Below are 15,950 nucleotides of genomic sequence, written 5' to 3' on the forward strand. Positions count from 1 at the left end.
GCTATAATGCCGCCCAAACACATGCCGAGGGGGGGGCGCAATGGCGAAGATCAGGGTGGGGCTCGTAGGCTGCGGCTTCGTGTCGGAGCTGCACATGTATGCGTTGCGGCGCGTCTATGGCGTGGATGTCGAGGTTGTGGCTGTTGCCGCGCGCGGTGACCACGTCGTCGAATTCGCCCGCCGTCACCAGATTCCGCGCAGCTATCGCCGCTTCTCCGACCTGATTGCAGATGCCGATATCGACGTCGTCGACATCTGCACGCCGCCCAATCTGCACGCGACGATGATCGTTGCGGCCATGCAAGCCGGCAAGCATGTGATCTGCGAAAAACCCTTTGCCGGCTATTTCGGCCGCGAGGGCGACAGGCCGCCGATCGGGAAGCACGTGCCGAAGGCATTGATGTACGAGCGCGTGCTGGAGGAGATGGAGGCCACGCGCGACGCGATACAGCAAACCGGCAAGCTCTTCATGTATGCCGAGGACTGGGTCTACGCGCCGGCGGTGACCAAGATCGCGGAGATCATCAGGGCGACGAAGGACAAGATCCTGTTCATGAAAGGCGAGGAGAGCCATTCCGGCTCGCATGCCGCGCACGCCGCGCAATGGGCGATGACCGGCGGCGGCTCGCTGATCCGCATGGGCTGCCATCCGCTTTCCGCTGTGCTGTACCTGAAGCAGGTCGAGGCAAAGGCGCGTGGCGAGACGATACGTGTCGCGAGCGTCACCTGCGACGTCGGTAACGTCACCGCCGGTCTCAGGTCGGAGGAGCGCACCTACCTCAAGGCCAATCCGGTCGATGTCGAGGACTGGGGCACGCTCACCATCACCTTCTCCGACGGCACCAAGGCGACGGTGTTTTCCGGCGACATGATCATGGGCGGCGTGCGCAACCTGATCGAGACCTACACCAGCGGCGGCTCGCTGTTCGCCAACATCACGCCGAACACGCATCTGATGAGCTACCAGACCAGCGAGGAGAAGCTCGCCTCCGTCTACATCACCGAAAAGGTCGACCGCAAGACCGGCTGGCAATATGTCTGCCTCGAAGAGGAATGGACGCGCGGCTATTTGCAGGAGATCCAGGACTTCATGGAGTGCGTGGCGACCGGTCGCCAGCCGCTGTCGGATCTCGCGCTCGCCTATGAGACGATCAAGGTGAACTACGCCGGCTACTGGGCGGCGGAGGAGGGCAGGCGGGTGGTGTTGTGATGCTCTGGCGGCGCCGCAATGTCACCTCACCCGGCTTGCGGGGAGCGGTTTGGATCGCATCGAAAGATGCGATCCGGGTGAGGGGGACTCTCCGCGAATCCAACTGTCACCGTCCCCGTGGAGACTCCCCAATCCTCTCCGCAAGCGAGCGAGCGAGTGCAGCGTTGCGGTCAATTCACGATGCCGCGTAGGTCGAACCCTTCGGCAGCGGGAAGACCGGGTCCTGCGTTCTGATGCTCGTCGGCCACACCACCGAGATGTGCTCGCCGGCATTTTGCATCACGACCGGTGTCGAACGCTCGTTCTGGCCGGAGAGCGGCGTGCCCGGCGGAAAGAATTTCACGCCATAGCCCTGGATGGTGCCGCCCGCGGGGATGTCGACGTCGAGCGCGGCCTTGCGGATCGCATCGGGCTCGAAGCTGCCGTATTTTTCCTTCGCCACCGGCAGCACGTTGTTGAGCAGCACCCAGGTCTGGTTGAAACCCATCGAGCAGTGCGGCGGCACGTCGGTCGCGCCGGTCTTCGCCTGATAGCGCGAAACCATGGTCTTGATGAGATCGCCCATGCCGGGGGCGAGCTTCGACGGATCGAGCAACTGCGCGGGCACCGGGTCGATGTTGCAAAAATTGTCGATGTCCGCACCAAACGTCGTGCGCAACTTGTCGAGCTGGCTGTAGCCGGCTCCGGCGCCGAACAGCATCTTGAAGCGCAGCCCGCTCTCGCGCGCCTGGCGCAGGAACAGCGTGATGTCGGGATTGTATCCGGCATGCGAGATCACGTCGGCCTTGGCGCGCTTGATCTTCGTCACGAGCACCGAGAGGTCCGGCGCCGAGGCCGAATAGCCCTCGCGCAGCACCACCGACATCCCGGCTTCCTTGGCATAGGTCTCGTCGGCGGCGGCCACGCCCACTCCATAGGGGCCGTCCTCGTGGATCAGCGCGACCTTGACGTCCTTCGGATCCATGCCGAGCTTGCCTTTTGCATGCTCGGCGAGGAAACCCGCGAAGGCCTGGCCATACTGGTCGGAGTGAATCTGCGCGCGGAAAACGTATTGCAGGTTCTTGTCCTTGAACACGGCGGTCGAGACCGCGGTCGTGATCCAGAGGATCTTCTTCTGCTGCTCGACCTTTGCGGCGAGCGGCACCGCGTGTGCACTTGCATAGACTCCGATGAGGATGTCGACCTTCTCCTGGTCGATCAGGCGTGTGGCCTCGTTGATCGCGACGTCGGGCTTGCTCTGGGAGTCCGCGGCCACAGGGACGATCTTGGTCTTGCCGCCGATCCCGCCCTTCTCGTTGACGAGGTCGATCGCGATCTGTGCCCCGATCGAGGACGCAACCGAGCCGCCCGCCGCAAACGGGCCAGTCAGATCGTAGATCACACCGATGCGCAAAGTTTCAGCTTGTGCTTGGGCGCGTCTCCAATCGAGGCTGAGTGCGGCGGCGGCAGCCGCCGAGGTCTTCAGCAGCGTCCTGCGTGAAGTCGGCATCCTATCCTCCCTTCGAACCGTCGTTTGAGCGGCTTTATGCTTGTTTTTGCCGAGTATTTGGAGGGGATGGTGGAAAGTCAACATGCGCCGCACTAGGCAATTCGGACCTGCCGGCGGTCATGATCGAGATCAAGGTGCCCATTCGCCAGCCCAATTAACAAGGCGCCATGGATGTCGTCCCCTTCGTTGCTGCCACAGTCTCGCTGCTGGCAATTCCTGGCCCGACCAACACGCTGCTCGCCACCTCCGGTGCGTCGGTTGGCTGGTCGCGCTCGCTTCATCTGTTGGTGGCCGAACTCGCGGGTTACCTGCTGGCGATCCTGGCACTGCGCGCGCTGCTGGGCCCGCTGATGATCGCGGTGCCGATGCTCGGCACCATGTTGCGCATCGTGGTCGCGCTCTATCTGATTCATCTTGCCGTGCTGCTGTGGCGTCACGGCACCGATGACAGCGGCGGCCGTGCGCCGGTGACGTTTCAGCGCGTGCTGATCACGACCCTGCTCAATCCCAAGGCGATCATCTTTGCGTCCACCCTGCTGCCGCTCGAGCTCGGCGCTTTTGATCTCATGCCATGGCTCGTCTTGCTGGCGGCCCAGATCGTCACGATCGGCGCGGCCTGGATTGCGCTCGGCGTCTCGCTCGGCCGCGGGTGTGACGGAATCGGGCGTCCTGCTCTCGTCTACAAGCTCAGCGCGATTGTGCAGGTCGTACTCGCCGGGATGATCGGCACGCAATCGCTCGGGTTCGCTTAAGGCCGTCAAGCAGCCCCGCCTGACCAGATCGAGGCGGGTGGACATGGCCGATCAGCAGGCCGACGGCGCCACGTGCATTTTCCCCTGAGTATCATTCTTTTTTGCGCCGCTATCGGTGCGTCCTCACGCGCGCTGCACGAGGCCGCATTGCCTCCCGTTTTTGTGATGGATTTTTGCTGGCTTGTTCGGCGCGAGCCGAGGGCGACGATGGGCCTTCGGCTTGTGCGCATCGCAGATTGCATGCCATCCTAGCCGGGCAAATTGCATGGGAAGCCCAATTCCCAGCATGGCCCGTCGGCCACTTTAAGGGTTGGAAACGCAAAACGCTCAAGGAGAAGGGACATGGAATGGACGCATCGTCTTGCAGGGCTGGCTTGCGCCGGTCTCCTGCTATCCCCGGTCAGTGCTTTGGCAGGTCCCAAGGTCGTGTCCGGTCCGGGCGCCGATCCAGGATGTTTCAAGCCTTGGTCCAGCCAGACCAAGTTCTTCCAGTGGGATAAGAAGCCGGGGCCCTACAAGATCGCCCTCGTCAACGGCTTCGTCGGCAACACCTGGCGCATCCAGATGGTGAAGACGGCGAAGGCTTTTGCCGAACAGCCCGGCATCAAGGAGAACATCAAGGAATTCAAGGTGGTCTCGACCGGCACCGATGTTGCAGCGCAACTCGGCGCGATGGAGGACTTCATCAATCAGGGCTTTGACGGCATCGTCACCATCGCGGTGGCGCCCGACGGCTTCGACCGCATCATCCGTCTCGCCGACAAGAACAACGTGGTGGTCGTCCCCTTCGACAACATTCTCGACACCGACAAGGTGATGATGGTCAACGAGGACCAGAAGGAAATGGGCCGTATGTCGGCGAAATGGATCATGGATGAAAGCGGCAAGAAGTCCGGCGACATCCTGGAGGTCCGTGGCCTGCCCGGCAATTCGGTCGACCGTGACCGCCATATTGGCTTCCGCGAGGTGATGGAAGCGCCCGGCAACAGCTTCAAGATCACCGAAGTGGTCGGCAATTGGGATACCGGCACCTCGCAGAAGGTGACGGCGGACGCGCTTGCAGTGCACGGCCATTTCGACGGCGTGTTCACGCAAGGCGGCTCCGACGGTACTGTGCAGGCGATGATGTCGGCCAAGCATCCCTTCGTGCCGATGTCGGGCGAGGGCGAGAACGAGTTTCGCAAGCAGATCGCCGACCACGCCAAGGATGGCCTCAAGGGCATGTCCTATGGTCAGTCGCCGGCGCTGGTCGCCATCGCCATGAAGGCGGCGATCTCGGCACTTCAGGGCAATCCCATGCCGCAACTGATCTCGATCCCGATTCCGGTCGCGACCTACAAGGATCTCAAGCCCGGCACCAACTACTGGCCCGAGCTCAACGCGAACTTCTTCGCGCCGAACCAGTTCACGCCCTGCGGCGTGAATTTCACCGCGCCGGAGATCATGTCGCAAAGCGAAAAGAACACCCAGTGACCGAGTTGGAGATGCCTTGCTTGCGGCCCGGCCTCGGCCGGGCCGCGGCTGTGTGAGCACGCGCCATGTCGGATGCGGTCCCGTCGCAAGCGGCCTTTCTCGAACTGTCCGGCATTTCCAAACGCTACGCCGGCGTGCGGGCGCTGGAGGGCGTCGACTTCGCCTGTGAACGCGGTAAGATCCACGCCGTGCTGGGTGAGAACGGCGCCGGCAAATCGACGCTGATCAAGATCATCGCCGGTGTGGTGCAGCCTGACAGCGGCCGCATGCGCCTCGCCGGACATGACGTGAGCTTCGCGACGCCGTCGGCTGCCAATGCCGCCGGTGTGGTCTGCATCTTCCAGGAACTGTCGCTGATGCCCGACCTCTCGGTCGCGGACAACATCTCGATCGCCTCGCCGCCGCGCCGGTTCGGCCTGATCGACGCGCGGGCGCAGCGCCGCCGCGCCGAGGAGCTGCTGGCCGAGATCGGGTGCGAGGACGTCAACCCCTTGATGCGCGTCCGTGACCTGCCGCTGTCGCGCCGTCAGATCGTCGAGATCGCCAAGGCACTCGGCAAGAAGCCGCAGCTTTTGATCCTGGACGAGGCGACCTCGGCTCTCACCAGCGCCGACGTCGAGAAGGTCTATGCGATGCTGGCGCGGCTCAAGTCCGAGGGCGTTGCCATTCTCTACATCTCGCATCGCATGCACGAGGTCGAGGCGCTCGCCGACCGTGCCTCGGTGTTTCGCAACGGACGCCATATCGAAACCTTCGACAAGGGCAGGCGCTCGACCGCTGAGATCGTTCAGCTCATGATCGGTCGCGACATCGCGACTCAATATCCTGCCAAGCCGGCCCGTACCTCGGTGAAGCCGATGCTGGCGCTCGACAACCTGTCCTGGGAAGGTCGTCTCGATCGCATCTCGCTGCGCGTCGGCGCCGGCGAGATCGTCGGTCTCGGCGGCCTCGACGGCCAGGGCCAGAAATCCCTGCTGCTCGCATTGTTCGGCGTGCTGCGCGGCATTTCCGGGCGCATCACGGTCGAAGACCGCGAGGTGCGGCCGGGCTCACCCGCGGCTGCGAAGTCGGTCGGCATCGCGCTGGTGCCCGAGGATCGCAAGACCGAAGGCCTGATGCTGCCGATGTCGATATCAGACAATCTGGTGGTCGCCTCGCTCGACGCAATCTCGACCGGGCCTCTGGTCGACCGTGCCAAGGAGAACGAAGCTGTCAAGCGCGCCATCGCGCGGCTCCAGATCAAGATCGGCGCGCCCGGCGATGCGGTCTCGACGCTTTCTGGCGGAAACCAGCAGAAGGTGGTGCTCGCCAAGTGGCTGATGACCGAGCCGCGCATCATCCTGCTCAACGATCCCACCCGCGGCATCGACGTCGGCACCAAGCAGGAGCTCTACCGGTTGATGCGCGAGCTCGCCGACCAGGGCGCCGCCATCCTGTTCTACTCGACCGACTATGACGAGCTGATCGGCTGTTGCGACAGGGTGGCGATCATGTATGACGGCCGTATCGTGCGCGAGCTCGAGGGCAGCGAGCTCACCGAGACGAATATCATAGCGAGCGCGTTGAACATCGACGCCGCAGCGCCGGCTGGCACTGGGGCCGTCCATGCTTGACGATGTTGCCATCCGCGCCCGTCAGAACGTCGGCATCGTCACCGCTGTCCTGTTGTTCTGCGTCCTCTATGTCCTCTACAACCTTGCGCACCCCAAGGGCTTCTCCTCGGCCGTGCTGGTGCAGAACGGCGACGAGATCTTTGCGCTCGCCATGCTGGCCATGGCCCAGACCGTCCCCGTGCTGGCGTCGGGGCTCGATCTCTCGGTCGGCGCCGTCATGACCATGGTGGGATGCTTCGCGAGCTATCTGCTCACGGGCACGGCGGGAGGCACGCCGCTGCATCTGGATATCTTCGGCCTGCATCTCTTCCTCGGCACATTTCCCGGAGGCATCAGCGGCATCCTGCTCGGGATCGTCGTGTGCCTCGCCATCGGCGCGCTGGCCGGTTTCGTCAACGGCTGCGTCGTCGTTTATGGACGCATCCAGCCGATCATCGCCACGCTCGCGACCGGTGCGGTCTATATCGGCATCGCGCTGTTCCTGCGGCCGACGCCGGGCGGCAAGATCGACGAGGATCTCAACTGGGCGCTGACCAATTCGCTCGGCGATTTCGCCGCGACCGTGCATATCTTCGACGATGGTGCCGCAAGCTGGTTTGCGCCGGTGGCGTGGATTCCGGTGCCGTTCGTGCTGCTCGTCCTGATCGCGCTCCTCGTCTGGGTGCCGTTCCGCCGCTCCGTTCTCGGCCGCGCCGTTTATGCGGTCGGCTCGGCCGAAGGCGCAGCCTACATGTCAGGACTGCCGATCGACCGCGCCAAGATCGCGGCCTTCACGCTCGCCGGCTTCTTCGCCGGCTGCGGCGGTCTTTTCCTGGCGATCCAGACCTCCTCGGGCAATGCCGACATCCCGCAGGCCGGCGCCTATACGCTCAACTCCATCGCCTCCGTCGTGATCGGCGGCACCTCGCTACTCGGCGGCACCGGCAGCGCGATCGGCTCGATCTTCGGGGCGATGATCCTGCGCGTGATCTCCTTCTTGTTTCGCATCTTCGACATCGCGCCCCTGCTGCAACCGCTGTTCGAGGGCCTGATCCTGCTGGCGGCGGTGAGCATCGGCGCGCTCGGCGTCTTGCGCGTCAGGAACACGCTGGAGCTCTTTCGATGACGTCGGCCTCTCTCAGCCTCTCGCGCGACGACCGCCCGATCCTGATTGCGGCGCTGTTCATCCTCGTCATCCTCGTGGCGGGGACCGTCTATACGTTTGCCCGTTTCGGCAGCGCGCCGCTGCTGTCGCCGACCTATCTGTTGCAGCAGCTCCAGATCGGTGCCTTCCTCGGCATCGTGGCGGCCGGCATGATGATCGTGATCCTGATCGCCCAGATCGACCTGTCGGTGCCATGGACGCTGGCAGCCGCCGCCATGATGGCGACGTCGATCGGCGGACCGCTCGCCATTCCCGTCGGGCTCGGGATCGGGCTTCTGGTCGGGCTCGTCAACGGCATCGGCGTTGCTTACTTGCGCGTGCCCTCGATGATCTTCACGCTCGGTGTCAATGCGGTGATGCGCGGCCTGATGGTTGCCCATACCGGCGGCTACGCGCCGCAGACGGCCGCCACCGATTTGATGCGGTCGCTCGCCGCCGACCGCACGCTCGGGATTCCCAACGCCCTGTTCGTTTGGGCCGCGGTTTCCGTGCTGGTCGCAATCATGCTCCAGCGCACCGCGCTCGGCCGCTACATCTATGCCATCGGCAACAAGGAAGCGGCCGCATACCTGGCCGGCGTCGACACGCGCCGCGTCACCGTGATCTGCTTCGTCATCTGCGGCGGTGCGGCTGCGCTCGCCGGTGTGCTGCTCGCTGGCTATTCCACGAAAGCCTATCAGGGCATGGGCGATGCCTATCTATTGCCGGCGATCGCGGCGGTGGTGATCGGCGGCACCAACATTTTGGGCGGCCGCGGCCGCTATCTCGGCACGCTGATCGGCGTCGTGCTGATCGTGCTGCTCAACAGCGTGCTTTCGATCATGGACATGCCCGAGGCCGGCCGGCAGGTGATCTATGGCCTCGTCATCATCTTCATGCTGCTGGTCTATGGGCGCGGCGAACGGGTTACGAGCTAGTCTCGGATCAGAGAAACGACGACGCCAGAGCCGGCGTTTCGACGAGCGCATGAGCGGTGTACTCGAGTGCGACCCTGATCTGGGCCCGGGTCGCGGGACCGCCGATGCATATTCTCACGGCCTCGGGAGGCGGATCGCTCACGATGAAGGCATCGCTTGCGACGACACCGATGCCGGTCTGCCGCATATGCTCCACGAAAGCCGACCGATTCCATGGTTCGGGCAGCGCAACCCACAGGTTGAAGCTTAGGGGATCGCCACGATAGGACCCCTTGGGCAGGATTTCGGCGGCGAGCTTCTGTCGCGCCGAGGTCTCGGCGCGGATGAAGCGCAACATCGTGTCCGCGGTGCCGTCCTCGATCCACCGCGTGGCGATCGCCACGGTCAGCGGCGATGCCATCACGGTCGCCGATCTCAGCGCAGAGGCAAACGGCCAGGCCGAGCGCGTATCGGGCACGACGACGTAGGCGGCTCGCAAGCCCGCTCCGATGCATTTCGCCAGTCCCGCGACGTGCCAGGTCAGATCGGGCGCGATCGCGGCAAAAGGCGCGTGGCCGTGGCCGTGCTCGGGAATGAAGCCATAGGCATCATCCTCGATGATCGGCAGCTTGAATCGCCGCGCGATCGCCACGATCTCGCGCCGCCGCGGATCAGGAATCGTCAGGGTCGTAGGATTCTGCAGCGTCGGATTGAGGTAGATGGCCTTGGGCTTCAGTTTCTTGCACGCGTTAGTCAGCACCTCCGGATCGATGCCGTCAGCGTCCATCGGCAGGCCGACGAGGGTGATGCCGAGCTGCGCGGCGATGGACCTGATGCCGGGATAGGTGATGGCCTCGCACAGCACCACCTCGCCCGCTTTCGCAAGGATCGAGAGGATGCCGAGCAGCGCCGGATGCGCCCCCGGCGAGACGAAGATGCGGCTCTGTGCCGGCACTAGCGCACGGCGGCCGAGCCAGCTCGATGCGGCATCCTTGTCGGCCTGCGTGCCGCCAAAACCCTGATAGCGTAGGAGCGGTACGATGTCGCGCAGCACATATTCGGCGCCGGCCTGCATGCGCTCGATCAATTCGGGATCATCGGGCTCGGGGGGCAGGTTCATCGACAGGTCGACCGGACGGGGCGGGAAGCTCGTCGCCGCAGAGCGCCGCGGTCGCGGCTTGTCGCGAACGAAGGTTCCCTGTCCGACCTTCGATTCGATCAGCCCGCGCTTCTGGGCTTCGACATAGCCGCGCGCAACGGTGGTGAAATCAACATCGAGGCGCTTCGCCAATTTTCGTTGCGGCGGCAAACGGTCACCGATCACAAGCCGTCCGGCGGCAATATCATCGGCGATTGCGTCTGCGATTGCGAGATAGCGAGGCTTGTCGCTGTTCGATAGATCGGGTCGCCAATCGGCCATTGCGTTCAGTCCCAGGAGATTACGTCAGTAGAATTGACTGTATATTGTTGCAAGTTTCAACGCAATTGCGTCGCACCTCCGCATCGCCTGAGGTCTCCGCTCCGCGGAATGGATTGCACAACGATCAAGCGCGCTGCACAGCATTTTTCAGGCAGTTTTTTCACGCGCAGTGGAGGCATATCCAAATCCAGTCAGGTCTCCAGTCAACCATGACTGCATAATTGGATGCAAATTGTATGTTGTGATGATTTGTAATGCAGAACGTCGCTTGGCACATTGATTGCAAAAACCTGATCTCGATCCGGGAGGCCCGGACGTGAACAGGAGGTGTCTATGCCAGCAGTGAACATGCCCGCGCGACAGAAGGGCGACTTTCTTGTCGATTACGAAGAGAAGGTTTTCGAGGACATCAAAGCAAAGCCGGGTGAGAAGGCGCTGGTCACCTTCCACACCGTCGCGTTCGAGGGCTCCATCGGTCTCGTCAACATTCTCCAGGCGCTGCGCCTGAAGCGGAAGGGCTTCGAGACCTCGGTTCTGCTTTATGGTCCCGGCGTCACGCTCGGCATTCAGCGTGGCTTCCCGAAGATCGGTGACGAAGCGTTTCCCGGCGCGCAGAACTTCAACAATCAGCTTGCAAAGTTCATGGATGAAGGCGGCAAGGTCTATGCCTGCCGGTTCGCGCTGCAAGCGCTTTACGGCCATGGCGAGCCGTCGCTCATTCCCGGCATCCGTCCGATCAATCCGCTCGATGTGCTCGATCTCATCCTGCTTCATCGCAGGGACGACGCGTTCATGATCCACACCTGGACCGTCTGACCTCGGTTGGCCCACACGACGGACGAGGGAGGAAGCACAGTGACAGCGAAACGTACGGTCCGAGCTGGCGCGATTCAGATCGCGCCGGATCTGGACACGCCGACCGGAACGGTTGACCGGATTCTGGCCGCCATCGCAGAGGCCGCCGGCAAAGGAGTCGAGTTCGCCGTTTTTCCGGAGACGTTCGTTCCCTGGTACCCGTATTTCTCCTTCGTTCGTCCGCCGGTCCTGAGCGGCGCCGAGCATATCCAGCTCTACGACAACGCCGTCGTCGTGCCCGGTCCCGTCACGGATGCGGTGGGACAGGCGGCCAGGCGTCACGGCATGGTGGTGGTGCTCGGCGTCAACGAGCGCGATCACGGTTCGCTCTACAACACCCAGCTCGTGTTCGATGCGAACGGCGCCCTGCTGCTCAAGCGCCGCAAGATCACCCCGACGTTCCACGAGCGCATGATCTGGGGGCAGGGCGATGGCGCGGGGTTGAAGGTGATCGAGACTGCGGTTGGCCGTGTCGGCGCGCTGGCCTGCTGGGAGCACTATAATCCGCTGGCCCGCTACGCGCTGATGGCCCAGCATGAAGAAATCCACGCCGCGCAGTTTCCGGGATCGCTGGTCGGTCAGGTCTTTGCCGACCAGATCGAGGTGACAATCCGGCATCACGCGCTGGAAAGCGGATGCTTCGTCGTCAACGCCACCGGATGGCTGACCGAGGAGCAGATTGCGAAAATCTCGCCCGAGGAAGGCCTGCGCAAAGGCCTCCGCGGCGGCTGCATGACCGCGATCGTATCGCCGGAAGGCAATCATCTGGTGCCGCCGCTAACCAGCGGCGAGGGGATCCTCGTCGCCGATCTCGATCTCGCGCTGATCACCAAGCGCAAACGGATGATGGACTCGGTCGGGCACTACGCCCGGCCGGAGCTTTTGTCGCTGGTGCTGAACGACCGCCCCGCGCGCCCCATGCACGGCCTTCACCCGAACCGCCTCATGCCCATTCCGGGAGACCAATCAGATGAGACCGCAGATGCCGCAACCCAAGGCGATCCCGACCGAGCAGCTGATCAACGAATTGCAGTCCTTCGGAGTCCGGCTCGCTGATCCCAAGACCGGGGCCACCGGCCGCCGCGGCGGTGCCGGGCCGTCGGACCATACGCCGTTCACGATCGACGGCGCGACCGTGATGATTCCGGTCCACAATGCGCCGGCCTTCGAGAGTCCCTATCTCGTCGAGCGGCCGGACGAGGCCGGGCGCAGCCGCATCTCGCGCGACGGCGTGGCGCTCGCAGACGTCTCGTTTCCGCTGCGGCCAAAATTCTACGACCGCGTGACCGAGGACGGCATTCCCTTCTGGAAGATCGCGACGCTGCACGGGCGCGACGTGCTCGCCACGACCGTGCTGCAAACCTGCATTCGTTACCAGAGTCGCACCAAGACCTGCCAGTTCTGCGCCATCGGCCAGTCGCTCGCGGCGGGACGCACGGTCGAGCGCAAGACACCGGCGCAGCTTGCAGAAGTCGCAAAGGTGGCTGTCGAGCTCGACGGTGTTCGCCACATGGTCATGACGACGGGTACGCCACATACGTCCGACCGCGGCGCCGGCATCCTTGCGGAAAGTGCGCAGGCCATAAAAGCCGCCGTTGACCTGCCGATCCAGGCGCAATGCGAGCCGCCGGATGATATCGCCTGGTTCCAGCGCATGAAGGATGCAGGCGTCGACGCGCTCGGCATGCATCTGGAAGTCATCGGGCCTGACGTGCGCCAGAGGATCATGCCGGGCAAGGCGCAGGTGTCGATCGAGGCCTATATGGACGCTTTCGCTGCTGCCGTCCCGGTCTTCGGGCGCGGCCAGGTCTCGACCTACATCCTCGCCGGGCTTGGCGATGAGCCTTCTGAAATTCTCGCGCTATCGCGCCGGCTCATCGATATCGGCGTCTATCCCTTCGTCGTCCCGTTCGTGCCGATCGCCGGCACGCCGCTGGAGAGCCATCCGACGCCGTCTCCGGCGTTCATGCACGAGATCCTGCGCCCGCTCGCCGAAATGCTGCGCGTGGGCGGTTTGCGCGCAATCGACATCAAGGCAGGCTGCGGCAAATGCGGAGCCTGCTCGGCACTATCAACCTATGAGCGCGGAGCAAGCGCATGATATTCGAGCCGTTCAAACCGTTCATCGCACCCGAATTCCAGGTCAAGTTCGTAACCGAAACCTGGGAGCTCGCTGCCGCTACCGCTTTGCGGCGCAAGGTCTTCTGCGAAGAGCAGCACGTCTTTTCAGGCGATGATCGCGACCCGGTCGACGACGTCGCCATTCCGCTCGTCGCCGTGTCACTGCTTGGTGTGGTCGAGGATGATGTCGTCGGCACCGTGCGCATTCACGCCGACGAACACGAAGCGGATGTCTGGTGGGGCTCCCGGCTTGCCGTCGAAAAGAACTATCGCCGGCTCAGTGCCGTCGGGGCTGGCCTGATCCAGCTCGCCGTCTCCTCTGCGCACGCGCGTGGCTGCCGGCGCTTCCTTGCGAATGTGCAGAGCCAGAACGCGCTTTTGTTCCAGCACATGCACTGGCATTCGCTGGGCGAATTCGAGCTCCATGGCCGGCCGCACCATCGGATGGAAGCCGACCTCGATCACTATCCGCCGTTCCGGACGCCCGAGACCGGCTTCCTGTCGCTTGCAAGACTGGCGGCCTGATCATGCTGACGGATGCCGCACTCAAAAGTCTTGCCGAAAGGCTCCGCCGAAGTCGCGGCATCGCGGCGAAGGCCGACATTGCGGCCGTCGCGGCCGCGCTCGATCTGTCGGGCAGCGACGCCATCGCGGTGGGTGATGACTGTGCGGCCATCCCGGATGGCGACGGCTACACTCTGTTCGCCATCGAAGGCTTCATGAACGAATTCGTTGCCGCCGATCCCTGGTTCGCCGGCTGGTGCGGCGCCATGGTCAACATTTCCGACGTCGCCGCGATGGGCGGACGGCCGACCGCGATCGTCAACGCGATCTGGTCCAATGGTGCGGACAAGGCAGCGCCCATTCTCGAAGGATTGAAGGCCGCCGCAAAAACCTTTGGCGTACCCGTCATCGGCGGGCACACCAATGTGCGCAGCAGCCAAAGTCAGTTTGCCGTCGCAATTCTCGGCCGTGCCAAAAGGGTTCTCACCAGCTTCGACGCTCGGGCCGGTGACAAGCTCATCGCGGCGATCGATCTGCGCGGCCGTTATCGCGAGCCATTCGCGAATTGGGAAGCTGCGACCGACGCGCCCGCGGAGCGGCTCCGCGGCGATCTGGAAATCCTTCCGTCCATCGCCGAGTCCGGGCTCGCGCTCGCCGCCAAGGACATCAGCCAGGGCGGTATCGTCGGGACCGCGGCGATGCTCGCCGAGTGCTCGCAGGTCGCCATCACGCTGGATGTTGATGCGATTCCGATTCCCGCCGGTGCACCGCTCGAACGCTGGCTGCTGACGTTCCCCAGCTTCGGCTATCTCCTGTCGGTGAAGCCCGAATACGTCGATGAGACGATCTCGCGCTTTCAGCGACGCGGCATCGCGGCAGCGGACATCGGGGAGGTTGCTGCTGGAGCGACCGTCGACATTCACACGGCTTCCGGCCGCGCAACGGTCTGGGATTTTTCGGAGCAGCCGCTGATCGGCTGTGCGCCTCGCCAGAGCAGCCCGCAACGGAGCGTGGCATGAGTGGCGGTTCGTCCCAGCTTCGCATCGCGATCCTCACGCACTCGATCAATCCACGGGGTGGCGTGGTCCACGCGCTCGCGCTTGCGGACGCTCTGGCGCAGCTCGGCCATAGGCCGGTCGTGCACGCACCCGACCCCACAGGCAGAGGCTTCTTCCGCCGCACCGTCGCCTCGACGTGCTCAGTGCCTGCATCGCCCGTCTCGGGCGACGTCGTTGCGATGGTCGAAACGCGCATTGCGGACCATGTCAGGCATTTCGAGGATTTGGCGCATCGGCAGTATGACGTCTTCCACGCCCAGGACGGCATCTCCGGCAATGCGCTCGCGACGCTGAAGCAGCGCGGCCTGATCCGGCGCTATGTGCGTACGGTCCATCACATCGATGCGTTCGGGGACGAACGGCTCTGCGAGCTCGACCGTCGCTCGATCGTCCGCGCCGACGGCCTGTTCGTCGTCAGCCGATTTTGGCAGGAGCAACTGAAGACAGAGATGTCCCGTACGGCGACGCTGGTCGGCAACGGTGTCGACACGGTGTGCTATTCGGCCGCGTCGGCATCCGCCGACGAGGTGCTGCGCGCCCGGCTCGGCCTTCGCGGAGCCCCGATCCTGCTCTCGATCGGCGGCGTCGAGCAGCGCAAGAATACGCTCGGCATTCTCGATGCCTTCCGGCAGGTGCACGCCGTGCACCGGTCCGCGCAGGTCGTCATCGCGGGCGGCGCTTCGCTTCTCGACCATGGCCTCTACCGGCAACAGTTCAAGTCACGGCTGCGGGATGCCGGATTGCCGGCGGACGCCGTGATCGAGACCGGCCCCTTGATGGATGCCGAAATGCCGTCGCTCTATCGCCTTGCCGATGCGTTGGTGTTTCCGTCCTTGCGCGAAGGCTTTGGCCTGGCGGTGCTGGAAGCGATGGCCAGCGGCGTGCCGGCGGTGGTGTCGCACATTGAGCCATTCACGGAATATCTTGGCCCCGACGACGTCGCCTGGTGCGATCCGCATCACGCGGGCTCGATCGCGGACGCTGTCCTCAGTGCGCTCACGGACCCCCTTCGCTCGCGTCTGATCGCGAACGGCACCAGACTCGTCCGGCGTCATGACTGGAGCCGTACCGCCAAGGCTCACGTGCCGACCTATCAGGACATGTGCGAGGTGCACTATGCCTGAGATGCACTTCAACGTGCGTTGGCCCGATGCGCGAATTGAGGCCTGCTATTCGCCCTCGCTCGTCATCAAGGATCATTTCGTCCCGGGCGCGACCTATACGCTCGCCGAATTCCGCGAGCGCAGCCGCACCGCGCTGACCATCGCGGCTGAGCGCGTCCGCGAGAGGTACGGCTTTCTCTGCTCGCGCGCGCTCGGGCAGCTGGCCCACATCGAAGCAATGGCAACCCGGTTCGAGGCCACGCCCGGAGCGTCCGTCACCATCGTCTCGTTCGAAGAATAGCAGGAGCTGAT

Annotated in this window: 15 protein-coding genes; 13 read left to right on the plus strand and 2 right to left on the minus strand. The window is 63.9% G+C overall.

The genetic code is table 11. The features are described 5' to 3' along the window. The first annotated feature begins 40 nt into the window (after positions 1-40). Entirely contained in the window at positions 41-1,210 is a 1,170-nt protein-coding gene (locus SO140_RS14810; RefSeq protein WP_449378991.1) for a Gfo/Idh/MocA family protein, read from the plus strand. A 175-nt stretch (positions 1,211-1,385) separates the two neighbouring features. Here the strand turns inward: SO140_RS14810 and SO140_RS14815 are convergent, their stop codons facing one another. Continuing rightward, entirely contained in the window at positions 1,386-2,699 is a 1,314-nt protein-coding gene (locus SO140_RS14815) for an ABC transporter substrate-binding protein (protein WP_449378990.1), read from the minus strand. A gap of 167 nt (positions 2,700-2,866) precedes the next feature. On the opposite strand from SO140_RS14815, the gene SO140_RS14820 reads away from it, so the two are divergent. The 5 genes from SO140_RS14820 to SO140_RS14840 all read left to right on the plus strand — a co-directional run bounded on the left by SO140_RS14820 (position 2,867) and on the right by SO140_RS14840 (position 8,598). Then, positions 2,867-3,451 (plus strand): LysE family translocator, encoded by a 585-nt coding sequence (locus tag SO140_RS14820; protein ID WP_449378989.1) that lies wholly within the window; start codon positions 2,867-2,869, stop codon positions 3,449-3,451. A 342-nt stretch (positions 3,452-3,793) separates the two neighbouring features. Next, positions 3,794-4,924, plus strand: a complete 1,131-nt coding sequence (locus SO140_RS14825; RefSeq protein ID WP_474799159.1) for a sugar ABC transporter substrate-binding protein — start codon at positions 3,794-3,796, stop codon at positions 4,922-4,924. 65 nt (positions 4,925-4,989) lie between these two features. Further along, positions 4,990-6,537: a sugar ABC transporter ATP-binding protein gene (locus tag SO140_RS14830; RefSeq protein WP_449378987.1), complete on the plus strand. Its 1,548-nt coding sequence runs from the start codon at positions 4,990-4,992 to the stop codon at positions 6,535-6,537. Continuing rightward, complete coding sequence (locus tag SO140_RS14835; protein WP_449378986.1) at positions 6,530-7,642, plus strand: ABC transporter permease; 1,113 nt, start codon at positions 6,530-6,532, stop codon at positions 7,640-7,642. The genes SO140_RS14830 and SO140_RS14835 overlap by 8 nt, the downstream gene beginning before the upstream one ends. Then, positions 7,639-8,598, plus strand: a complete 960-nt coding sequence (locus tag SO140_RS14840) for an ABC transporter permease (RefSeq protein WP_449378985.1) — start codon at positions 7,639-7,641, stop codon at positions 8,596-8,598. The genes SO140_RS14835 and SO140_RS14840 overlap by 4 nt, the downstream gene beginning before the upstream one ends. Positions 8,599-8,605: 7 nt before the next feature. Here SO140_RS14840 and SO140_RS14845 read toward each other — a convergent pair whose 3' ends face one another. After that, positions 8,606-9,997: an aminotransferase-like domain-containing protein gene (locus SO140_RS14845; protein WP_449378984.1), complete on the minus strand. Its 1,392-nt coding sequence runs from the start codon at positions 9,995-9,997 to the stop codon at positions 8,606-8,608. Positions 9,998-10,330: 333 nt separating this feature from the next. On the opposite strand from SO140_RS14845, the gene SO140_RS14850 reads away from it, so the two are divergent. From SO140_RS14850 to SO140_RS14880, 7 genes are read left to right on the plus strand one after another with little or no spacing between them, the layout of a single operon-like run. Then, entirely contained in the window at positions 10,331-10,813 is a 483-nt protein-coding gene (locus SO140_RS14850; protein ID WP_449378983.1) for an MSMEG_0572/Sll0783 family nitrogen starvation response protein, read from the plus strand. Positions 10,814-10,852: 39 nt separating this feature from the next. After that, entirely contained in the window at positions 10,853-11,908 is a 1,056-nt protein-coding gene (locus SO140_RS14855) for a Nit6803 family nitrilase (protein WP_449378982.1), read from the plus strand. Beyond that, positions 11,823-12,953 (plus strand): MSMEG_0568 family radical SAM protein, encoded by a 1,131-nt coding sequence (locus tag SO140_RS14860; RefSeq protein WP_449378981.1) that lies wholly within the window; start codon positions 11,823-11,825, stop codon positions 12,951-12,953. The genes SO140_RS14855 and SO140_RS14860 overlap by 86 nt, the downstream gene beginning before the upstream one ends. Then, complete coding sequence (locus SO140_RS14865; protein WP_474799153.1) at positions 12,950-13,498, plus strand: MSMEG_0567/Sll0786 family nitrogen starvation N-acetyltransferase; 549 nt, start codon at positions 12,950-12,952, stop codon at positions 13,496-13,498. The genes SO140_RS14860 and SO140_RS14865 overlap by 4 nt, the downstream gene beginning before the upstream one ends. A 2-nt stretch (positions 13,499-13,500) precedes the next feature. Beyond that, complete coding sequence (locus SO140_RS14870) at positions 13,501-14,496, plus strand: sll0787 family AIR synthase-like protein (protein WP_449378979.1); 996 nt, start codon at positions 13,501-13,503, stop codon at positions 14,494-14,496. Next, positions 14,493-15,659, plus strand: a complete 1,167-nt coding sequence (locus SO140_RS14875) for an MSMEG_0565 family glycosyltransferase (protein WP_474799151.1) — start codon at positions 14,493-14,495, stop codon at positions 15,657-15,659. The genes SO140_RS14870 and SO140_RS14875 overlap by 4 nt, the downstream gene beginning before the upstream one ends. Then, positions 15,652-15,939 (plus strand): MSMEG_0570 family nitrogen starvation response protein, encoded by a 288-nt coding sequence (locus tag SO140_RS14880; RefSeq protein WP_449378977.1) that lies wholly within the window; start codon positions 15,652-15,654, stop codon positions 15,937-15,939. Before SO140_RS14875 ends, SO140_RS14880 begins: the two co-directional genes overlap by 8 nt. Positions 15,940-15,950: the final 11 nt, after the last annotated feature.

The sequence above is a fragment of the Bradyrhizobium sp. UFLA05-108 genome, from assembly GCF_059803455.1.